This is a genomic window from Allgaiera indica (assembly GCF_900106675.1).
Classification (GTDB): Bacteria; Pseudomonadota; Alphaproteobacteria; order Rhodobacterales; family Rhodobacteraceae; genus Acidimangrovimonas; species Acidimangrovimonas indica.
In genome coordinates this window covers 1-19,887 of sequence record NZ_FNOB01000012.1, presented here as the reverse complement: position 1 = coordinate 19,887, position 19,887 = coordinate 1, and the positions used below count along the sequence as shown (strand labels likewise).

Below are 19,887 nucleotides of genomic sequence, written 5' to 3'. Positions count from 1 at the left end.
GCAGGCCCGTCGGACCGGTGTCATCTGTCCCGGGCCGCCGGGCGGAATGCGGCCCCCCTCAGCCCGCGTGCCGGGCCTGGGCCACGCGCCGCGATGCCTCTGCGGATGCCAGCCGGTTCTGGCCGCGTTCGCACAGCGTCGCCTCCAGCGCAGCCTTTCCGGCCAGAAGCTGCGCCTTGGCGCGGTCGCGCAGCGGCTGGTCGAAGCTGCTGAGAATGCCGAAGACCGACAGCGAGAGGACCATGCGACCATCCGGCCCCGCGACCGGCACCGCGATCGCGCCGATCTCGGATTCGTTCTCGCCGAAATTGGTGGCAAAGCCCTTTCGCGCCACCTCCTGCGCCTCACGCTCGGCGCTCTCGGCGTCTTCCGCGCTCAGATCGGCACCGCGCCGCGCGGCCTCCTGGCGCAGACGAGCCTGGCGCTCGGCCGGGGCCATCTGCGCCAGGAACAACTTGCCCTGCGCCGTGGTCCGAAACGGCAGCGACGTGCCCACATCCACCGACACCCGGATCGGCCGCGGTGAGGGCGTGGAGGCGATGCAGACTGCCCCCTGCCGCCCCAGCCGACAGGCCATGACCGATTCCGTCAACTCTCGGCTGAGCGCCTCGACCACCGGCCGCGCCAGCGACGGCAGCGGGCTGACCTCAAACGCCAGCTTGCCCAGTTCCTCCAGCTTCTGGCCCAAGGTGAACTGGCCCCGGCGCGGGCTGACCAGCACGCCCGCATATTCCAACGTCAGCAGGAAGCGATGCGCGGTCTGCACCGTCATGTCCAGCCGGTCCACCACATCCCGGGCCGTCAGCGCTCGTTGCTCGACCGAGAAAAGGTCCAGAATTTCCAGAGCCTTGAGAAGCGATCTGTTCAGCTGCGTCGCCATTGCGCGGCTCCTTGGCTCCGGCGACGGATGGGGCGGCGCCGAAAGAATTGGGTTGACATACGGTCACTCTTCTATTGTGAGATATATATCTCTTATTTCAAGATATGTATCGAGTGGGAGACAACATGCGCAACACGGTTTTCGGCGCGGACCTGCGCGACCCTGCTCTTTGCGGGTTGCGCGGCGGGGCCAGGGACAAAGCCAGGACCTGCCGGACCTGCGGCGCGCGCAGGGTTGCCGCATGAAGGACCAGACGCGCGAAGTCTCCGCCGGTGGGGCGCTGTTTGGCAAGCTCAAGGCGCTGGGGGTGGATTACGTCTTCGCCAATTCCGGCACCGATTTCCCGCCGATCATCGAAGGGCTGATCGAGGCGCGCGACCGCGGGATGAAGCTGCCCACCGCGATCACCGTCCCGCATGAACATGTGGCCGTCGGCATGGCGCAGGGCTATGCCCAACTGACCGGCCGTGCCCAGGCGGTGATGCTGCACACCAACGTAGGGCTGGCGAATGGCGCGACCGGGGCGATCAACGCCGCCTGCGACCAGATCCCGATGCTGCTGATGTCCGGTCGCACCCCGGTGATGGAAAGCGGCCGTTTCGGCGCCCGCACCGTGCCGATCGGCTGGGGCCAGGAGATGCGCGACCAGACCGCGCTGGTGCGCGAGGCCTGCAAATGGGATTACGAGCTGCGCTTCCCCGAACAGCTGCCCGAAATGCTGGACCGGGGCTGGGCGATCGCCAATTCCACCCCCACCGGCCCGGTTTACATGAGCCTCCCCCGCGAGGTTCTGTGCGATCCCTGCCCGACCGAAATGATCGAGGCGCCGCCACGCATGCAGCCGGTGCGCACCGCCCCCGCCCCCGACGCGCTGGAAGAGGCCGCCGCGCTGCTGGCCGGGGCCGAACGGCCGTTGATCATCGCCCAGCGCGGCGCAGGATCCGAACAGGCGTTCCAGGCGCTCGCCGGCTTCGTTCAGGATTGGGCGATCCCGCTGTCGCATTACTGGGCCAATCAGATCGCGATCCCGATGTCGTCGCCCTGCCATGTGGAATGGATGCCCGAGGACCTGCTGCGCGAGGCCGATGTGATCCTGGTGCTGAACGCGCTGGCACCCTGGTGGCCCGACCGCGCCGCCCCGGCGCCCGGGGCGAAGGTGATCCACCTGGGCCCCGACCCGCTGTTCACCCGCTCGACCCCGATGCGCAACTTCCGCTCTGAAGTCGCCCTGGCGGGCGAAACCGCACCGACGATCCTGGCGCTGATCGCCGCGATGCGGGACCGCCCGCGCAACGCGTCCGTACTGGCCGCGCGGCGCGACCGGATCGCGGCCCGCGCCGACGCCAACCGCGCCGCCGTCACCGCCGCCGCCGAGCGCGGCGCGGGCGGGCCGATGACCAAGGAATGGGTCAGCCTTTGCCTGGGCCGCGCGATCCGCGCCCAGGACCGCCCCGCCAGCGTGTTCCACGAATTGGGCGCGCCGCTGGCGCCCCTGATGCTGGACGCCCATCAAAGCTATTTCCAGGAACCCCATTCCGGCGGCCTTGGCTGGGGCTTTCCGGCCGCGCTGGGGGCGCAACTGGCGGATCCCGAGCGGTTGATCTTCGCGACCATGGGCGACGGATCCTACATGTTCGCCAACCCCACCGTCTGCCATCAGGTCGCCGAGGCACAGGGGCTTCCGGTGATCACGCTGGTGCTGAACAACGAGGAATGGGGCGCAGTGCGCCATTCGGTTGAGGGCCTCTACAAGGGCGGCCGCGCGGCGCAGTCGAACGACGTGCCGCTGACCTCGCTGCGCCCCAGCCCGGATTTCACCAAGACGGCCGAGGCCAGCCGCGCCCATGCCGAGACCGTGACCGAGGGCCGCGATCTGCCCGCCGCGCTGACGCGCGCGATCCGCGTGGCCACCGAAGAACGCCGCCAGGTGCTGTTGAACATAGCGATCGCACGCGAGGGAGCGCTGTGAAACTTGGGGCCGGGAAGGCCCCGGCAAGGAGGAGGAGGAGACCCCATGCAAAGAAGAGCTTTCCTGACACTGACCGGCGCCACGCTGGCCGCGCCGCTGATCCTGCGCAAGGCCTATGCGGGCGACGCCGAAGTGACGCTGAAACTGCATCATTTCCTCGGGCCGAAATCACCGGCGCAGGTCAACATGCTGGAGCCCTGGTCCAAGCGTATCGAGGAAGACAGCAAGGGCCGGATCAAGATCGAGATCTACCCGTCGATGAGCCTGGGCGGCTCGCCCCCGCAGCTGTTTCGCCAATGCGCGACCGGCGTGGTCGACATCATCTGGGCGGTGAACGGCTATACCCCGGGCCTGTTCCCGCATTGCGAGGTGTTCGAACTGCCGACCGTCTTCACCAATGACATCGCCGCGACCAATCTGGCGATGCGGGCGATGTACAAGGATTACATCTCGAAGGATTACGGCGCGGTCCATCTGCTGTTCAACCATGTCCATGCGGGTCAGGCGATCCACATGGCGCGCAAGCCGGTGCATTCGATCAAGGACACCAAGGGCACGCGCCTGCGGGTGCCGGGGCCGACCGGTGTCGACGTGGTGAAGGCGATGGGGGCCACCCCGGTTTCGATGCCGGTGCCGGATCTGCCGCAGGCACTGTCCACCAACGTCGTCGACGGCGCGCTGATCCCGTGGGAGATCATCCCCGCGCTGCAATTGCAGGACGTGACCAAGTACCAGATCGAGGGGCCGGACATGAACCGTTTCGGCACCACGACCTTCCAGGTCTCGATGAACAAGAAGCGCTGGGAAGGGATGCCGAAGGATCTGCAGGAGGTCTTCAACAAGAACTGCAATGACGACTGGCTGCGCGAAGTCGCCAAGATCTGGCGCGATGACGACAATCACGGCATCGAGGTCGCGGTGAAGCACGGCAACGAACATATCGTGCTGACCCAGGCGGAAATGGACGGCTTCAACAAGGCGCTGGCACCGGTGGTCGACAAATGGGCCGGGGCGCACAAGTCGATCGACGGGGCGGCCCTGGTCGATACCGCACGCAAGACGATCGGGAAATACGCGTGAGCGGCCCAGACCAGCAGGCGCCGGGGGCATTCCCCGGCGCCGCCGTACCGCTGTCGGCGCGCTGCGCCCGCGGGGCGGCCAGCGTGATCCGCTGGTGGGCGGTTCTGGGTGGGCTGATCGTCTGCGGCCTGGCGGTGATGACCGCCTACAGCGCCACCATGCAGTTGCTGTTCAAGACGCCCTTCTCGGCCTCGTATGAACTGACGAAGCTGTTCATCGGCATCGCGATCTTCGCCTTCCTGCCCTATTGCCAGTTGACCGGCGCCAATGTCACCGTCGATATCTTCACCGAGGCCCTGAGCGCGCGCAAAAAGGCCTGGATGAGCATCCTCTCCGCCGTGCTTGCGGTCGCCTTCTCGGCCCTGCTTCTGCGGCAGATGTCGCTTGGCTTTCAGGATTACCTCAGCTTCCCAGAGGTCACGCCAATCCTGCAGGTCCCGCTGTGGACCGCCTTCCCGCCGATCCTGATCTCGCTGGCGCTGCTGCTGGCCGCCTCGCTGATCACGCTGACCGACGCGCTGCGGATCGCGCGCGGCAAACCACCCTTCGTCGACACCCTCACCGAACCCGTCAGCGAGTAACCGCCATGGATACCTTCACGCTTGGCCTGGTCGGCCTGACCGTCATGATCGGGCTGATCGTCGTGCGCGTCCCGGTGGCCTATTCCATGATCCTGGTCGGCATCGCCGGCACGATGATCGCGTCGGGCCCCGCGGTCCTGCTGAGCCAGCTTCACGATCTCGCCTTCTCGCAGTTTTCCAGCTACGACCTCAGCGTGCTGCCGATGTTCATCCTGATGGGGGGGCTGGCCTCGCGCTCGGGGCTTTCGTCGGATCTGTTCCGGGCCGGCAACGCCGTGCTCGGCCGCTTCAAGGGCGGCGTGGCGATGGCCGCGATCGCCGCCTGCGCGGGCTTCGGCGCGCTTTCGGGGTCTTCCACCGCGACCGCCTCGACCATGGCGCGGGTCGCGCTGCCGGAACTGCGGCGCTACAAGTTCTCGCCCGCGCTGGCGACCGGCGCGATTGCCGCGGGCGGCACCCTGGGCATCCTGATCCCGCCCTCGGTGGTGCTGATCGTCTATGCGGTGATCGTCGAGGCCAACATCGTCACGATGTTTGCCGCCGCGCTGATCCCCGGCATCCTGGCGACGCTGTTCTTCATGCTGGCGATCGCGGTCTATGTCCGCCTGGTGCCCGGCTCGGGCCCCGAGGGGCGCGCCGTTTCGCGGCAGGAATTCGTCGCGGCGATGCTGGGCGTGGTACCGGTGGTGGTGATCTTCGGCGTGGTGATCGGCGGCATCTACGCCGGGATCTATAACCCCACGCCGGCGGCCGGCGTCGGCGTGTTCCTGGTCGCGCTGTTCGGTCTGGCAAGTCGGCGGATGCATCTGCGTGACGTGCTGCAGGCAATCCTGGAAACCGCGCGCACCAGTGGCATGATCTTCCTGATCCTGCTGGGCGCGGAGCTTCTGAAGATCTTCATGGCGCGCGCGGGCGTGCCCCAGGCCGCGGCCCATGCGCTGCAGACCAGCGGCCTGCCGCCCTATGCGATCCTGGTGATGATCATCGTGATCTTCCTGATCTTCGGCTGCCTGATGGACAGCCTGTCGATGGTGATCCTGGCGATCCCGTTCTTCTGGCCGGTGGTTCTGGGCCTCGATTTCGGCCTTGGCCCGCAGGAACTGAAGGTCTGGTTCGGGATCATCATCTTGGTGGTGGTGGAACTGGGGCTGATCACCCCGCCCGTGGGGCTGAACGTGTTCATCATCAACGCGCTCGCCCCCGATGTGCCGATGCGCAAGACCTTCGCGGGCGTCCTGCCCTTCCTGGCGGTCGAGGCGATCCGCGTCACGTTGCTGGTGCTGTTCCCGATCCTCAGCCTGGGGCTGCCTAGGCTGTTGTCGGGCGGAGTGTTCTGATCATCCGCCCGATCCAGCGCGGCGGCGTGGCCTCAGCGCAGCGCCGCCGCGGCCCCCTGCCCCGCCAGCGCGCCGAAGGCCATCGCACTCAGCAGCCCGTTGCCCGAAAGATAGCCCGCCGGATCGGGCCCCGACACGCCCTGCGCCGCGCCGCCCGCCGCAAACAGGTTGGGCAGCCGCCCGCCATCCGCCGCCAGCACCCTGCCGCGGTCATCAATCCTCAACCCACCCTGGCTGTGAAACAACGCCCCCGTGACACGCACCGCGTAGAAGGGCGGCGCAAGGGCCGGCCCGATGGTGAAATCGCGCCCAAGCCGATCCCGGCCCCGCCCCTGGGCATGGGCCATGCAGGCGCCCAGGGTTTCCGCCAGCGCACCCGCGGGAAGGCCGGCGGCGCGGGCCAGAGACACGGCATTTGCGCCCTTCAGCACCGCTCCTGCCGACTCGGCCGTGCGGAAATCGGGGAAGGCCCGGGCCAGTTCCAGCAGCCGTTCGTCGAAGACGCACCAGGCGATGCCGCCGGGCTGCGCCAGCACGTCCAACGCCTGTTCGGAATAGCCGCGCGATTCATCGGCAAACCGGCGGCCTTCGGCGTTCACCTGAATGCCGCCCTCCGACATCAGCGCCCAGGTGATCAGCACGCCGTGCGGATGCGCGACCGAGCCATGCCCCTGACAGCCCGACAGATCCGCCACCGCCGCGCCCAGCGCCTGCCCCCACAAAAGCGCGTCGCCCCGGTTGCCCGGATGGCCGAAATAGGGCGCCGTGGCCATCGCCGGAATGTGCCGCGCGACCAGATCGCGATCGCCGCCATAGCCCGAGCAGGCCAGCACCAGCGCGCCGCAGCCGATCGCCTCGATCCGACCGTCGGGGCGCGTGACGCGGGCGCCCAGCACCTGCCGCCCCCGGGCATAGAGCGCGGTGACATGCGCGCCGGTCGCCACCGGCACGCCCTCGGCCGCCACCGCTGCGCCAAGCCGTGCCAGAAGCCCCGCACCATTGCGTTCGGGCACCGCGTGCATCCGATGCGCCGAATGGCCGGGATAGAGGAAATCGGTCAGCAGTTCCCATTCCAGCCCGTGCCGCGCGGCCAGCCAATCCAGCGTCGGCCCGATCGTGCGCGCGGCCAGATCGGCCAGCCGCGCGTCGCCGTGGCCGCCGTTCTTGCGACGGATGTCGGCGGCGAAGGCCACGGCACTGTCCGCCACCCCGGCCCGGGCCTGAGCCGCGGTGCCGGCCGCAGGGATGAAGCCCGACGACATCGCGGTGCTGCCCGCGGGACGCGGGTCGCGCTCTAGCACCAGGGTTTCGGCCCCCGCCTCGGCCAGCCGCAGCGCCGCCACCATCCCCGCGGCCCCCGCGCCGACCACCAGCACCCCGACATCCAGATCGAAGCGGTCGGGTGGAGGCAGGATCCGGCTCATGCCAGGCGCGCGGCCATCTCCGCGCAGGTCGCGGTTTCAGAGATCGTCGACAGGGCAGTCACGGTGGCTTCGTGCGCATGATCGGAGAAGGCCGCGCAGCCATCGGTCAGCAGTATGGTGTGCAGATCACGCACATGGGCGTCGCGCAGGGTCGAGGCGACGCCACCATTGGTGACGATACCGGCCACGATCAGCGTCTCGACCCCGGCCTTGCGCAGCAGCCATTCCAGACGCGTCTGATAAAAGGCCGAATAGGCGACCTTCTCGACGACCAGATCGGCGGGCTGCAAGTGTTCGACCAGTTGGTGCCCCCAGGCGCCGGGCTGGAAATCGCCCTTGCGCAGGAACGGCCGCAGACGCCGGAGATGGGGCGAAATCAGCGGCTCTCCGCCCTTCGCGGGCACCAGCGTGAACTGGGTCGAGACGATCCAGCCGCCGCGCGCGCGCAGTGCATCCGCCACCGGCTTGACCCGCGCGGGCAGCGCCGCGATTTCGGGGCTGGACTGTCCCGCGCGGCCATAGGCCCCGGCGGGATCCAGAAAATCGTTCTGCAGATCGACGATAAGAAGCGCGGTGCGCGCGGGGTCGAGATCGCTCATGTCTGATGCTCCAGGATCAGGTTTCCGAAGGCGTCGCAACGCCCGGTCAGGCCGGGATCGACGAAGATCGTCGTATCGGGCTGTTCCAGCACGCAGGGGCCGGCGACGGCCTCGTCCACCGCCAGCGACAGGCGGTCATAGATCGGCACCTCCTGCCAGGCGCCGGCGACGAAGACGCTACGCCAGCCGGTGATGCATTCTTGCGCCGCGCGGCCCTCGGCCGGGGCGAAGACGCGCATGTCGAAGGGCGGGCGGCGGCCGATCACCGCGACGCGCAGGTTCATCACTCGCTTGGGGATATTGTCCAGAAGCCGGCCGAACTCGGCCCCGTAGGCGGCATCGAAGGCCGCGGCGATCACATCCCGCGTCAGCCCGCCCGGCGGCAGGGTCAGCGGCACCGCGACGCTGTGGGTCTGGCCGAGGTAGAGCATGTCGAGCTCAAACATCTGCGCGACCCCGGCGAAGGCCACGCCGGCGCGGTCGAGCAATGTCTGAAGCTCCTGCGCGATGGCGGACATCTCCCGGCCCAGGGCCGGCGCGTCGAGATCGTCGAGCATCCGGTTGACGGTGCGCACCCGGTCGTGGCGCATGTCGGCCACCACGCAGCCCAGCGCCGAGGTCACGCCCGGATAGCGCGGCACCAACGCGCCCCGCAGCCCGCAATCCGCGATCAGCGCACCGACATGCAGCGCACCGCCACCGCCGAACGGCATGGCATGAAAGCGCGCCGGATCATGGCCGCGCTCGATCGAGACCAGGCGGATCGCCCCGGCCATCTTGGCGTTGGCGACGCGCAGCACCGCCTCGGCCGCCCGTTCGGGCGAAAGGCCCAGCGGATCGCCCACCGACCGCGCGATCGCGGCACGCGCCGCCTTCAGATCCAGCCGATCCAGCTTGCCGCCGATCGGCCGGGCGGCGTTGATCCGGCCCAGCACTAGGTTCGCATCGGTCAGTGTCGGGCGGTCATTGCCCAGCCCGTAGCAGACCGGCCCGGGGTTCGACCCCGCGCTTTCGGGACCCACCTGCAACAGCCCGCCCGCGTCGATCGACGCGATCGAGCCGCCCCCCGCGCCGATCGTGGTGATCTCGATCATCGGGGTGCGCACGACCATGCCGAAATCAATCGCCGTCTGTGCCGACAGCGCGGCCTCGCCGCCCGCGATCAGCGACACGTCGAAGGAGGTGCCGCCCAGATCGCAGGTGATGATATCGCCGATCTGCGCCGCCGCGGCGATCGCCTGCGCCGCGCGCACCCCCGCCGCCGGGCCCGACAGCGCGGTCCGCACCGGATAGGCGCGCGCGGTGTCGACCGACATCACCCCGCCGTTGGATTGCACGATCAGCAGGTCCCCGGCGAAGCCCCGCGCGCCAAGGCCCGCATCCAGTCGGTCCATGTAAGAGGAAACCACCGGCTGCAGATAGGCGTTGAGCGCCGCGGTCGAGACGCGCTCGAACTCGCGGATCTCGGGCAGGATTTCCGTGGCGCGGGTGACATAGGCATTGGGCCAGACGGCGCGCACGGCCTCGGCCGCGGCGCGCTCGTTGGCATCGTTGGCATAGGAATTGACGAAGAAGACGACGACCGAAGTACATCCCATCTCGATCAGCTTGCGCGCCGCGATCTGTACCTCTTGCGGGTCGATCGCGGTCACCACCGTGCCGTCGGCATGGGTACGCTCGGCCACCTCCAGCCGCCGGTCGCGGCGGATCACCGGGGTGTAGTCGCCGCGCAATCCCCAGGTGCGCGGCCTGTCGCGGCGGCGCATCTCCAACACGTCGCGGAAACCGGCCGAGGTGATCATCCCGGTCACCGCGCCCTTGCGTTCCAGCAGCGCGTTGGTTCCCGTCGTGGTGCCATGAATGACCGAGGCGATCGCGCCGAAATCGTCGATCTCGCGGGCGATCCCCTCGACCAGCCCACGCGACTGGTTGTCCAGGGTCGAGGGCAGCTTGGTGGTGGCCACCGCCCCGCTGACTTGGTCGACCACGAAGATATCGGTGAAGGTTCCGCCGACATCGACGCCCACGGCATAGGGTTTGGTGGTCATCGCTCAGCCCTTCGTCACATAGCCCAGATCGCGGTCGCGCCGGCGCGCGGCGGGGTCGCGCGCAGCGGGGTCGCCCCAGCCGCCGCCGCCCGGTGTTTCCAGCCGCACGCGGTCGCCACGCCCAAGCTTCGCGCCGTGCAGTTTCGAGGTCATCGCAGGCTTTGTCGCCGCGCCGCCGACCGGGTAGGTGAACCGGTTCATCGCCGCATCGCCGCCCCCGTTCACGCCGCGCGGCGGGTGGCGGCCGCGTTCACCGAACAGGAACAGATCGGCCTCTTTCTCCAGCAACTCGATCTCGTAGACGGCGCCAAGGCCGCCACGGTGGCACCCGTCGCCGCCCGAATCCGGCCGCAGCGCCCATTGGGTGAATTTCACCGGATAGGCGGCCTCCAGGATCTCGAGCGGCGGGATCGTGGCGGTGGAGATGGGGGCGTTGCCGTGGCTTAGCCCGTCGCCATCCGAAGTGCCGCCATGGCCGCCGCCGAAGAACGAGAACAGCACCCAGCGCCGCCCGTCGCCGCGCGTTCCGGCCATCGACAGCGCGTTGATCGTGCCATAGGCGCAGGCGGGCGCGCGGTCTGGCGCGATCTGGCCGATGGCCTGGAAAACCACGTCGATCAGCCGCAGGATCGTCTCGGTATAGCCACCCACCGGCTTCGGCGCCTCGACCGCAAGCAATGAGCCGGGATCGGTGATCACCTCGACCGGCGCCAGCACGCCGGCATTGGCGGGCACGTCGCCGAAGATGTGCTTGAGCGCCACATAACAGGCCGCAACCGTGGTGGTGCGGGCGATGTTCACCGGCCCCGCGCAGGCCGGCGACGAGCGCGAGAAATCCAGCGTCAGCGCGTCACCCGTGATCGTCATGTCCAGCGCGATCTTCAGCGCCTCGTCGCGGATCCCGTCGTTGTCGAGCCAGTCCTCGACGCTTACCCGGCCGTCCGGCAGCGATCGGATCTCGGCGCGCATGATCTCGGCCGCCGACGCCCGAAGCGCAGAAAAGGCCTCGGCGCAGGTCGCGTCGCCATATTCGTCGAGAAGCTGATGCATCCGCTTCTCGCCCAGCTCCAGCGCGTTGATCTGGCCGTTCAGATCGCCGTAAAGCGAACCGGGCAGCCGCGAATTGGCCGACAGGATCGCCACGATATCGGGCCGGTACTGGCCCGCATCGAAAAGCTTCACCGGGGGGATCAACATGCCTTCCTGGAAGCTTTCGGTCGCGACGGGATTGTAATTGCCCGGCACGTTGCCGCCCACATCGTGCCAATGCCCGACCGAGGCGAGGTAGCAAAACACGCGGCCGTCGCGAAAGAACGGCCGCACGAGGCGGAAATCCGACAGATGGGTGCCGCCAAGGTAGGGATCGTTGAAGATCCAGACATCGCCCTCCCTGGCGCCGCCTTCCTGTGCGGCGCGGTCGATCACCGCCTTCACGGCAAAGGCCATGACGCCCACGAAGATTGGCAGGCCCGATTTGCCCTGCGCCAGCGTCTCGCCGGTGTGCGCGTCATACAGCCCGTGGCTGGCATCATGCGCCTCGGCGATGATCGGGTTGAAGGCGGACCGGAACAGCGTCGCGTCCATCTCGTCGGCGATCTGCTCGAAACGGCCCTTGAGGATCGCCAGGGTCACGGGATCGAGGCTCATTGATCGTCTCCATAGCTGTCGCCGCGCGCCAGGATCTCGGGCGTGCCGATCAGGGCGTTCAGGCCTTTGAAATCGAACATCCGCGCGGCGAACGGCGCGTTGGTGCCGTGGGTCATGAGGCTGGCGTAATACTCCTGCAGCGTCCGGGCGATGGCGCGGACCGCGCCGCCGGGAAAGATCACCAGATCGAAGCCGAGCGCCTGCAACTCGGCGGCATCCGCGGCCGGGGTCTTGCCGCCTTCGACCATGTTGACCATCAGCGGGCAGCGCGGGCCCAGTTCCGCCACCGCGCGGCGCATCTGGTCCTGGTCGCGCAGCGCCTCGACGAACAGCATGTCCGCGCCGGCTTCGGCATAGGCATGGGCGCGGGCCAGGGCGGCCTCGAACCCCTCGACCGCGATCGCGTCGGTGCGGGCGATGATCAGGGTCTCTTCGCTGGTGCGCGCGTCCAGCGCCGCGCGGATCTTGCCGGTCATTTCCCCGGTCGGCACCAGCGTCTTGCCGTCGAGATGGCCGCAGCGCTTGGGAAGGGTCTGGTCCTCTAGCTGGATCGCATTCGCGCCGGCGCGCTCGAAGGTCCGCACGGTGCGCTGGACGTTAAGCGCGTTGCCAAAGCCCGTGTCGGCATCGACGATCACCGGCACCTCCACCCGGTCGCGGATCGCCGCCACGGCCTCGGCGACTTCGGACATGCCGACTAGCCCAAGGTCGGGCCCGCCGAAACGGGTATAGGCAAGCGAGGCGCCGGACAGATAGACGGCCTCGGCCCCCGACTGCGCCGCGACATGGGCGCTGAGCCCGTCATAAACCCCCGGGGCAACGAGGATTTCCGGCGCCCTCAGGCGGGTTTTCAAGCTCATCTGCGGCCCTCCCCGGCCAGTCTCTTTTCCAGATGCGGCACCAGGCCGCCGTCGCGGATCATCGCGATCAGGAAGTCGGGCAGCGGATCCAGCACCACCTCGCCGCCAGCGTGGCGCAGGCGTGCGGCCGCGACATCAAGGGTGGCTTCGGCGCCCGCTGCAGGCAGCGGGCCGGACGCAATGGTGAAGACCGGCAGCCCCAGATTGATCGCATTGCGGTGGAAGATCCCCGCAAAACTTTCCGCCACTACGCCCTGCAGCCCGCGGATCTTCAGCGCCTGCGCCGCCTGTTCGCGGCTGGACCCCATGCCGAAGTTGCGCCCCGCGACGATCACGTCGCCCGCGCCCGCGCCTTTCGCGAAATCGGGCGCCACGTCGATCAGGCAGTTTTGCGCCAGCTCCTCGATCGGGCGGTGCATGAACCGCCCCGGCGCCAGCGCGTCGGTGTCGATATCGTCGCCCAGCCGCCAGACCTTGCCCATCACGCGCCCTCCAGATGATTGCGGGGGTCGGCGATGCGCCCCTCGATCGCCGAGGCCGCCGCAGTATAGGGCGAGGCCAGCCAGACCCGGGACGAGGCATCCCCCATGCGCCCCCGAAAGTTGCGCGCGGTGGTGGACAGGCAGCGGATATCGGCCCCCAGCCGCGCCGCGCCATAGCCCGCGCAGATGCCGCAGGCATTGGGCAGGATCTTTGCGCCCGCCTCCTCGAAGACGGCCATGATGCCCTCGGCCTTGGCGCGGGCCTGATCGCGCGCCGAGGCGGGCGCGACCAGGATCTCGATCTCCTTCGCGGGCCGCTTGCCGCGCAGGATCTCGGCGGCGGCGGCAAGGTCGGTATACTTGGCCCCGGTGCAAGCGCCGATATAGATGACGTCAAGCCCCTGCCCCGCCTGCGCGCCCACGTCAGAGGCGTTGGCCGGCGAATGCGGCGCCGCCACCTGGGGCGCCAGCGCCGCGGCGTCGAAATCGTGCCGCTCGGCCGTGACTGCACCTTCGTCCCCACACCAATCCGCCCAGTCGCCCGGATCGCCCCCGGCGGCGGCGACATAGGCCGCCGTGGTCTGGTCCGGCGCGATCAGGCCGGCCTGGGCGCCCAGTTCGGCGGCCATGTTCGACAGGGTCATGCGTTCCTGCATTCCCAGCGCGCGGATCGCGGGGCCGGTGTATTCGACCGCCTGGTATCGGCCGCCGTCCATCCCCAGCCGGCCGCACATCGCCAGGATCATGTCCTTCGCCATCACTCCGCGCGGCAGCACGCCCTGCCAGTCGAGGCGGATCGTCTCGGGCACCTTCACCCAGATCTCGCCGGTCGCCAGCACGCCAGCCATCTCGGTCGCGCCGACGCCGAACATATAGGCCCCGAAGGCGCCGCCGGTAGGCGAATGGCTGTCGCCACCGACGATGAACATCCCCGGCGCGACATGGCCGCGTTCGGGCAGCACGACATGGCAGATGCCCTGCCCGTCGTGAAAGGTGACACCGTTCGCCTGCGCCCAGTCCCGCGTCAGTCGCAGGATCGCCGCGCCGTCGGGATCGTCGCCGGGGATGTAATGATCCGAGATCAGCACCACCCGCTCGCGGTCCCACAATCCCACGCCAAGCCGCTTCAGGATCGGCTCTACCCGCCGCGGCCCGCCGCTGTCGTGGATCATCGCCAGGTCGACGCGCGCGGTCACCACCTCGCCCGGGCGCACCGCCCCGCGCCCCGCCGCGCGGGCAATCAGCTTCTCGGCCAGGGTCATCCTCATCTCACACCCCCAGATAGCTGCGCTGCAGATCGGGATCGGCCAACAGGTCCTGCGCACGGCCCGAAGCGGTGATCGCACCGTTTTCCATGACAAAGCCGCGATGGGCGACTTCCAGCGACAAGCGCACATTTTGCTCGACCAGCAGGATCGCCAGCCCCTCGGCGTTCAGCCGACCGATCAGCGCGAACATCTCCTCGACCAGCAGCGGCGACAGGCCAAGCGAGGGCTCGTCGAGGATCAGCAGCCTTGGCTCGGCCATCAGGCCGCGGCCGATCGCCAGCATCTGCTGTTCCCCCCCCGACATGGTACCCGCGCGCTGGGTCAGCCGTTCGGCCAGGCGCGGAAAGGTTTCCAGCACCTGGTCAAGATTGCGCGCACGGTGCGCCCTGCCGCGCCGATAGCCGCCCAGCCACAGGTTTTCGTGCACCGTCAGGCTGGGGAAGATGTGCCGCCCCTCGGGCACCAGCACGAGGCCGGCATCGAGCGCGGCCCCGGTATCGCCCGGCGGCAGCGCCCGGCCCTCGAAAGTCACGCAGCCTTCCCAGGGTTTCAGAAGGCCCGAGAGCACACCGTTGAAGGTGGTCTTGCCGACGCCGTTCGCGCCCAGCAGCGCCACGATCTGGCCCGGCCCCAGGCCCAGCGAGACGCCGCGCAGCACCTCGACCCGGCCGTAGCCCGCGCGCAGGTTCTCGACCTCAAGCATGGGCGGCCCCCTTTGCCAGACGTTCGGCCATGCCGTGCCCCAGATAGGCCTCGATCACCGCCGGGTCGGAAGCCAGCGCGCGCGGCGCACCCGCCGCGATCAGCCGGCCCTGGTTCAGTACCCAGGCCTGATCGGACAGCTCCATCACTGCCTGCATGACATGCTCGATCAACAGGATGGTCACGCCGCGGTCGCGGATCGCCCGGATCACCGGGATCACGTCGCGGATCTCGGACGGGTTCAGTCCCGCCATCACCTCATCCAGCAGCAAAAGCTTCGGGTCGGTCGCCAGCGCGCGCGCCACCTCCAGCCGCTTGCGCCCCGCCACCGTCAGATCCGCCGCGTCGCGGTCGAGCCGGTCGGAAAGCCCCACCGCGCGGGCGACGTCTTCTGCCTTCGCCAGCGCCTCGGCACGGTCGGCCAGGTGCATATGCGCGCCCACGGCGATGTTCTCGCGCACCGTCTGCCCGGCGAAGGGCTGGACGATCTGGAAGGTCCGCACCATGCCCGCCCGGGCGATCCGGAACGGCTTTTCCCCGGTCAGGTCGCGGCCCAGAAAGCGCACGCTTCCGCCATCGGGGCGGTGAAAGCCGGTGATCAGCGCGAAAAGCGTGGTCTTGCCCGCCCCGTTCGGCCCGATCAGCGCCGAGATGCCGCCCTCGGGCAGCGACAGGTTCACCCCGTCGACCGCGACCAGCCCACCGAAGCGCTTGGTCAGATTGGCGACCTCAAGCATCCTTCGTCCTCCGCCGCCGGCGCCGCCGACCGCCCTGGCGAAGGCTGGTCAGCCCGCGCGGCAGGAACAGCACCATGGCGACAAGCACGGTGCCGTAGATCACCATGTTGGCGCCGGGCACGTCGCCCAGAACGCCTTGCGCCGCCTCGGCCAGAAGATGCAGCGCGAAGGCCCCCAGGAGCGGACCGAACAACGTGCCGATGCCACCGACGATGGCGACCAGAAGCGCCTCGACCGATTGCGCGGGACCGAAGGCCAGGCCCGGATCGAGATAGAGATAGCGCTGGGTGTAGAAGACCCCCGCCAGCCCCATGAAAAGCCCCGACAGCGCCATTGCCTTCAGCTTCACCGTGAAGGCATCGACGCCGACGGCGGCGGCCGCGTCCTCGTTGTCGCGCACCGCCTGCATCTGCGCGCCCAGCCGGCTGCGTTCCAGCCACCAGACCGTCAGGAAACAGGCGAAGGTCAGCCCCAGCAGCAACCAGTAATAGCCCGAGAGCGCCCTGAACTGCAGCATCGCGGGATGCGGATCAAGCGGGATCAGGATGCCTTCGCCGGCGCCGGTGAAGGGCACGGAATTGGCAAGGATGCGGAACACCTCGGCGAAGGCAAGCGTGACCAGCGCGAAATAGGATCCGCGCAGCCCGTAGCGGAAGGTCAGCCAGCCCAGCGCCGCGCCGGCGCCCGCGCCCAGCGCGCCGCCCACCGCCATCCCCAGCCAGGGGTTGATGCCCAGGTGCACCTGCAGCACCGCCACGGCGTAGCCACCAAGGCCGAAGAACAGCGCATGGCCAAAGCTGAACTGCCCCGCATAACCGCCGGCGATGTTCCAGGACTGCCCGATCAGCGCCGAGAACAGCGCAAGCATCACCGCGTTCAGCCAGAAATCCGATCGCAGCCCGATCGGCAGGACCGCCAGCGCCGCGAAGATCGCGACCAGAAGGGCAAGCGTTCTCATTGCGCCCTCCCCAGCAGGCCCTGGGGGCGCAGCAGCAGGATCAGGATGAAGATCACGAAAATGCCGATCTGGCCCAGGCTCTCGCCCAGGAAAAGTCCGCCCAGCGCCTCGACCACGCCGATGATGATGCCGCCGATCAGGGCTCCGACGAAACTTCCCATGCCGCCCAGCACGACGATGGTGAAGGCGATCAGCACGAAGCCGTGGCCCACGGTCGGGGTGACGTAGTAGCTGGGCATCAGCAGGCAGGCGGCAATCCCCAGCACGCCCACGCCGATGCCGAAGCTCATCGCATAGACATGGTTCACGTCGATGCCCACAAGCTGCGCGCCCTTCCTTTCCTTCGCGACCGCGCGGATCGCGCGGCCCAGATCGGTGCGCGCCATGAAGACCCAAAGCGCCAGGGCCGTCGCCACCGCGCCGCCGAAGGCCACCACCTTGGGCAGCGGCACGAAGGCGCCCAGCACATCAAGGGTGGAAAAGCCATAGGCGGTGTCGACCGTCCGGGTGTCGGACGAAAACGCCATCAGCGCCAGGTTTTCCAGGATGATCGAAAGGCCCAGCGTGACCAGCAGGATGTTTTCGTCGCGGCCATGCGCGGCCCGGGTGATCAGACCGCGCTGCAAGGCGTAGCCCAGGGCGAACATCGCCGGCGGCACGATCAGCAGCGAGACATAGGGATCAAGCCCCAGGAACCGCCACAGGAAATAGACGGCATAAAGCCCCACCATCAGCAGCGCCCCATGGGCGAAGTTGATGATGTGCAAGACGCCGTAGATCAGCGTCAACCCCAGCGCGATCAGCGCATAGAGCGCGCCCGTCGTCACCCCGTTCAGGATCGCGGGCCACAGGATCGTCATGTCCGGCATCGACGCCTTCCGCATAGTTCATGGGGACGGCCCGGCCCTGGCCGGGGCCGGACACCGGGCCGCCCGGACCGGATCAGACCATCGGGAACTTGACCTGGGCCTGCGCGAATTGGGCCGGGCGGATCACATCGATCTGCCCACCCTGCACCTGGGTGTTGACCGGCTGGGCGCCGGTGTTCTGGCCCTTGACCATCTTGGTCGGGCCATAGGGCATCCCGCTCTTGTCCCAGGTCGAGGCGTTGAGCGCCGCGATCACCTTGGCATGGTCGGTCGATCCGGCCCGCTCGATCGCATCGGCCAGAAGCGCCACCGCGTTGTAGGTCAGGTAGACCTCGTAGGTGTAGTAAAGCCCCTTTGCCTCGGTCGCCTTCTTGCGCTCTTGCGCGAGGTCGGACTTGGGGTTGAACCAGTGGTTGGTGTCCATCACCCCCTCGGCCGCCTCGGGGAAGTCCTTGACGAACTTGTAGGACGAGGCCGCGCCGCCCAGCACCGAATAGATCGCCATCGGCTTGATCCGCTGCTGGCGGATGGTGCGCGCGAAAAGGACGTATTCGTTGTAGTAGTTCGCCGGGATGATGATGTCGGGATTGGCCGCCTTCACCTGCAGCGCGATATTGGTGAAATCGCGCATCGGCGTCGGATGGGCGATCACCTTGAGGATCTTGAACCCGTGCTTGGGCAGTTCGGTCGACAGCAGCTTGGCGGTGCCGGTGCCGAAGGCGGAATCCTCATGCACGATCACCACGGTCTTGGCGGGCGACCCCGCCGCCTTGTTGATCGCGTCAAGCGAGGTGACCGCGTCGCGCGCGATCTTGCCGTAGCCCGGGCCGAAGCGGAAGGTGTTGGTCAGCCCGCGCTCCATGATGCTGTCGGCCACGCCCACGTCGACGACATGGGGGGTGTTGGTCTTCGCGGCCTCCTGAGTGGTGGCCAGGCAGATCGACGAGGCATAGCCCGCCACGATCCCCTTCGCGCCATCCTCGATCGCGCGCACGGTCTCCGACGCGCCGATCGCCGGTTTCGACTGGCTGTCGCCCAGGATCGCCTGCAACTTGGCGCCGCCCATGGATTTGATGCCGCCGGCCGCGTTGATGTCGGCGATCGCCATCTCGCCCCCGGCCCGGCACTGGTTGCCGGAATAGGACAGCGCCCCGGTCACCGGGTGGATCAGGCCGATCTTGATCGCCTCGGGCGCGGCGCGCAGAAGCGACGGCGCGGCCAGCAGGCCGGTTGCGGCGGCAGTGCCCGCCAGAAATGCACGGCGGGGAAGCCCGCCTTTCGTTCCATTCGTCATGATGCTTCCTCTCTGTTGTGGGCTCTCCGGCGGTTGATCCGCCTGTTTTTCGAATCTGGGGTTCAGGGATCCGGTATCGCCGCGGCTGCGGGGTCGACGGGCGGGCTTTCGGCTTCCCAGCGGGCGCCTTCGGCATCGGCGACGCGGGTCAGCTCCATCGCGAAACGGTAAAGATCGGGACGGTAGAGGATCGAGATAAGCTCGACCGGGCGGCCGCGGGTGTCGCGCACCAGACGGCGCACGTCCAGTAGCGCCGCCCCCGCCTGCACGCCCAGCGCCTGGGCGACCTGCGGCGTGGCCAGCCCCGCGCTGATCGTCTGCCGGGCCGAGGCGATGCGCGCCCCCGCGCGCTCCAGCAGGTGCAGCAGCGGCTGGGCCCCCATGTCCTGGGCGCTGTAGCTGCGGCCGATGTCCGCGGGCACCCAGGTCTCCAGCCAGGAAAGCGGCGTCCCCCCGTGCGAGCGCACGCGGATTGAGCGCTGAACCTCGGCGCCTTCAGGCAGATCGAGTTCCTGGGCGATGGCGCGCGGGGCGCGGCGGTAGCCGAATTCCAAGACCCGCACCTCGGTCATCCGCCCCATGCGCGAGATGTTCTCGATCCAGCCATCGACCGAAACCTCGAACGGCGCCATCGCGGCGCCCTCGGTCACGATGGTGCCCCGGCCGCGCGACCGGGTCACCAGACCCTCGGCGGCCAGTTCGTCCATCGCGCGTTTGGCGGTAATGCGCGAAACCCCGAAGCTGTCGCAAATCTCCGCCTCGGACGGCAGGCGCTCTCCTTCGGCATGGGCGCCAGAAAGGATGCGATCGCGCAAGATGACGGCAACCTGATGGAACAGCGGTATGCCGCTGCGCGCATCAAGCCCCGTCCCCGCGGCCATCCCCCTGGTCAGTTCCGTCCGCGACATCCCCACCCCTTCCCGCGCCACGCCCCGGGCCTGAAGGCCGGGAACGATTCCAATGCTATAATGACATATCGACATGTCAATAAGATTCGGTTGCTGTGAAAGGGGCGGGTCGGCCGTGACCCGGCGCCCATGGGCGAAACCGCACCGAGGCCCGTGACGTCGAGCGCAAAGCCGCCGTCACGCGCCGCCACCGCCTCCAGCACCTCGAGGCCCGCGGCCACCACCTCTGTGCCGATTCCGTCGC

At 68.5% G+C, this 19,887-nt stretch carries 18 protein-coding genes; 4 read left to right on the top strand and 14 right to left on the bottom strand.

What is annotated here, in order from left to right:
- Positions 1–58 precede the first annotated feature (58 nt).
- Positions 59–880 (bottom strand): IclR family transcriptional regulator, encoded by an 822-nt coding sequence (locus BLV97_RS12050; RefSeq protein ID WP_035846289.1) that lies wholly within the window; start codon positions 878–880, stop codon positions 59–61.
- 241 nt (positions 881–1,121) lie between these two features.
- Here BLV97_RS12050 and BLV97_RS12045 point away from each other — a divergent pair, with 241 nt between their 5' ends.
- The 4 genes from BLV97_RS12045 to BLV97_RS12030 are packed head-to-tail and all read left to right on the top strand — an operon-like array spanning position 1,122 to position 5,847.
- Complete coding sequence (locus BLV97_RS12045; RefSeq protein ID WP_035846288.1) at positions 1,122–2,849, top strand: thiamine pyrophosphate-requiring protein; 1,728 nt, start codon at positions 1,122–1,124, stop codon at positions 2,847–2,849.
- 45 nt (positions 2,850–2,894) lie between these two features.
- Positions 2,895–3,929 carry a TRAP transporter substrate-binding protein gene (locus BLV97_RS12040; protein ID WP_035846285.1) on the top strand — a complete coding sequence of 345 codons (1,035 nt, stop codon included), beginning with the start codon at positions 2,895–2,897 and terminating at the stop codon, positions 3,927–3,929.
- Complete coding sequence (locus tag BLV97_RS12035) at positions 3,926–4,510, top strand: TRAP transporter small permease (RefSeq protein WP_051646296.1); 585 nt, start codon at positions 3,926–3,928, stop codon at positions 4,508–4,510. The genes BLV97_RS12040 and BLV97_RS12035 overlap by 4 nt, the downstream gene beginning before the upstream one ends.
- A 5-nt stretch (positions 4,511–4,515) precedes the next feature.
- Entirely contained in the window at positions 4,516–5,847 is a 1,332-nt protein-coding gene (locus BLV97_RS12030) for a TRAP transporter large permease (RefSeq protein WP_035846284.1), read from the top strand.
- Between the two features lie 32 nt (positions 5,848–5,879).
- On the opposite strand, the gene BLV97_RS12025 is transcribed toward BLV97_RS12030, so the two are convergent.
- The 13 genes from BLV97_RS12025 to BLV97_RS11965 all read right to left on the bottom strand — a co-directional run bounded on the left by BLV97_RS12025 (position 5,880) and on the right by BLV97_RS11965 (position 19,643).
- A complete protein-coding gene (locus BLV97_RS12025; protein ID WP_051646295.1) occupies positions 5,880–7,271 on the bottom strand; it encodes an FAD-dependent oxidoreductase in 1,392 nt (463 codons plus the stop codon).
- Positions 7,268–7,870: a cysteine hydrolase family protein gene (locus tag BLV97_RS12020; RefSeq protein ID WP_035846283.1), complete on the bottom strand. Its 603-nt coding sequence runs from the start codon at positions 7,868–7,870 to the stop codon at positions 7,268–7,270. Before BLV97_RS12020 ends, BLV97_RS12025 begins: the two co-directional genes overlap by 4 nt.
- Positions 7,867–9,918: a hydantoinase/oxoprolinase family protein gene (locus tag BLV97_RS12015; RefSeq protein ID WP_035846282.1), complete on the bottom strand. Its 2,052-nt coding sequence runs from the start codon at positions 9,916–9,918 to the stop codon at positions 7,867–7,869. Before BLV97_RS12015 ends, BLV97_RS12020 begins: the two co-directional genes overlap by 4 nt.
- 3 nt (positions 9,919–9,921) lie before the next feature.
- The gene (locus BLV97_RS12010) at positions 9,922–11,565 is read right to left on the bottom strand and encodes a hydantoinase B/oxoprolinase family protein (protein WP_035846281.1); all 1,644 of its coding nucleotides are present in this window, start codon (positions 11,563–11,565) and stop codon (positions 9,922–9,924) included.
- On the bottom strand, positions 11,562–12,425 hold the full coding sequence (locus BLV97_RS12005) for an isocitrate lyase/PEP mutase family protein (RefSeq protein ID WP_035846280.1): 864 nt from the start codon (positions 12,423–12,425) through the stop codon (positions 11,562–11,564). Before BLV97_RS12005 ends, BLV97_RS12010 begins: the two co-directional genes overlap by 4 nt.
- On the bottom strand, positions 12,422–12,907 hold the full coding sequence (locus BLV97_RS12000) for a LeuD/DmdB family oxidoreductase small subunit (protein ID WP_035846279.1): 486 nt from the start codon (positions 12,905–12,907) through the stop codon (positions 12,422–12,424). The genes BLV97_RS12005 and BLV97_RS12000 overlap by 4 nt, the downstream gene beginning before the upstream one ends.
- The gene (locus tag BLV97_RS11995) at positions 12,907–14,175 is read right to left on the bottom strand and encodes a 3-isopropylmalate dehydratase large subunit (protein WP_035846278.1); all 1,269 of its coding nucleotides are present in this window, start codon (positions 14,173–14,175) and stop codon (positions 12,907–12,909) included. The genes BLV97_RS12000 and BLV97_RS11995 overlap by 1 nt, the downstream gene beginning before the upstream one ends.
- A gap of 1 nt (position 14,176) precedes the next feature.
- Entirely contained in the window at positions 14,177–14,878 is a 702-nt protein-coding gene (locus BLV97_RS11990) for an ABC transporter ATP-binding protein (protein WP_035846277.1), read from the bottom strand.
- Positions 14,871–15,614 carry an ABC transporter ATP-binding protein gene (locus tag BLV97_RS11985; protein WP_035846276.1) on the bottom strand — a complete coding sequence of 248 codons (744 nt, stop codon included), beginning with the start codon at positions 15,612–15,614 and terminating at the stop codon, positions 14,871–14,873. The genes BLV97_RS11990 and BLV97_RS11985 overlap by 8 nt, the downstream gene beginning before the upstream one ends.
- Entirely contained in the window at positions 15,607–16,572 is a 966-nt protein-coding gene (locus BLV97_RS11980; RefSeq protein ID WP_051646294.1) for a branched-chain amino acid ABC transporter permease, read from the bottom strand. Before BLV97_RS11980 ends, BLV97_RS11985 begins: the two co-directional genes overlap by 8 nt.
- Positions 16,569–17,441, bottom strand: a complete 873-nt coding sequence (locus BLV97_RS11975) for a branched-chain amino acid ABC transporter permease (protein ID WP_035846321.1) — start codon at positions 17,439–17,441, stop codon at positions 16,569–16,571. Before BLV97_RS11975 ends, BLV97_RS11980 begins: the two co-directional genes overlap by 4 nt.
- Positions 17,442–17,514: 73 nt before the next feature.
- Positions 17,515–18,735 carry an ABC transporter substrate-binding protein gene (locus BLV97_RS11970; protein WP_035846274.1) on the bottom strand — a complete coding sequence of 407 codons (1,221 nt, stop codon included), beginning with the start codon at positions 18,733–18,735 and terminating at the stop codon, positions 17,515–17,517.
- A gap of 62 nt (positions 18,736–18,797) precedes the next feature.
- Positions 18,798–19,643 (bottom strand): GntR family transcriptional regulator, encoded by an 846-nt coding sequence (locus tag BLV97_RS11965; RefSeq protein ID WP_160169201.1) that lies wholly within the window; start codon positions 19,641–19,643, stop codon positions 18,798–18,800.
- Positions 19,644–19,887: the final 244 nt, after the last annotated feature.

What these genes read in the sequence shown, in the direction of transcription:
- BLV97_RS12025 (WP_051646295.1), bottom strand. Translation starts at nt 7,271, where the DNA reads ATGAGCCGGATCCTGCCTCCACCCGACCGCTTCGATCTGGATGTCGGG.
- BLV97_RS11970 (WP_035846274.1), bottom strand. Translation starts at nt 18,735, where the DNA reads ATGACGAATGGAACGAAAGGCGGGCTTCCCCGCCGTGCATTTCTGGCG.
- BLV97_RS11985 (WP_035846276.1), bottom strand. Translation starts at nt 15,614, where the DNA reads ATGCTTGAGGTCGCCAATCTGACCAAGCGCTTCGGTGGGCTGGTCGCG.
- BLV97_RS12000 (WP_035846279.1), bottom strand. Translation starts at nt 12,907, where the DNA reads ATGGGCAAGGTCTGGCGGCTGGGCGACGATATCGACACCGACGCGCTG.
- BLV97_RS12030 (WP_035846284.1), top strand. Translation starts at nt 4,516, where the DNA reads ATGGATACCTTCACGCTTGGCCTGGTCGGCCTGACCGTCATGATCGGG.
- BLV97_RS11990 (WP_035846277.1), bottom strand. Translation starts at nt 14,878, where the DNA reads ATGCTTGAGGTCGAGAACCTGCGCGCGGGCTACGGCCGGGTCGAGGTG.
- BLV97_RS12010 (WP_035846281.1), bottom strand. Translation starts at nt 11,565, where the DNA reads ATGAGCCTCGATCCCGTGACCCTGGCGATCCTCAAGGGCCGTTTCGAG.
- BLV97_RS12005 (WP_035846280.1), bottom strand. Translation starts at nt 12,425, where the DNA reads ATGAGCTTGAAAACCCGCCTGAGGGCGCCGGAAATCCTCGTTGCCCCG.
- BLV97_RS11995 (WP_035846278.1), bottom strand. Translation starts at nt 14,175, where the DNA reads ATGAGGATGACCCTGGCCGAGAAGCTGATTGCCCGCGCGGCGGGGCGC.
- BLV97_RS12020 (WP_035846283.1), bottom strand. Translation starts at nt 7,870, where the DNA reads ATGAGCGATCTCGACCCCGCGCGCACCGCGCTTCTTATCGTCGATCTG.
- BLV97_RS11965 (WP_160169201.1), bottom strand. Translation starts at nt 19,643, where the DNA reads ATGTCGCGGACGGAACTGACCAGGGGGATGGCCGCGGGGACGGGGCTT.
- BLV97_RS12050 (WP_035846289.1), bottom strand. Translation starts at nt 880, where the DNA reads ATGGCGACGCAGCTGAACAGATCGCTTCTCAAGGCTCTGGAAATTCTG.
- BLV97_RS12045 (WP_035846288.1), top strand. Translation starts at nt 1,122, where the DNA reads ATGAAGGACCAGACGCGCGAAGTCTCCGCCGGTGGGGCGCTGTTTGGC.
- BLV97_RS11980 (WP_051646294.1), bottom strand. Translation starts at nt 16,572, where the DNA reads ATGAGAACGCTTGCCCTTCTGGTCGCGATCTTCGCGGCGCTGGCGGTC.
- BLV97_RS12040 (WP_035846285.1), top strand. Translation starts at nt 2,895, where the DNA reads ATGCAAAGAAGAGCTTTCCTGACACTGACCGGCGCCACGCTGGCCGCG.
- BLV97_RS12015 (WP_035846282.1), bottom strand. Translation starts at nt 9,918, where the DNA reads ATGACCACCAAACCCTATGCCGTGGGCGTCGATGTCGGCGGAACCTTC.
- BLV97_RS11975 (WP_035846321.1), bottom strand. Translation starts at nt 17,441, where the DNA reads ATGCCGGACATGACGATCCTGTGGCCCGCGATCCTGAACGGGGTGACG.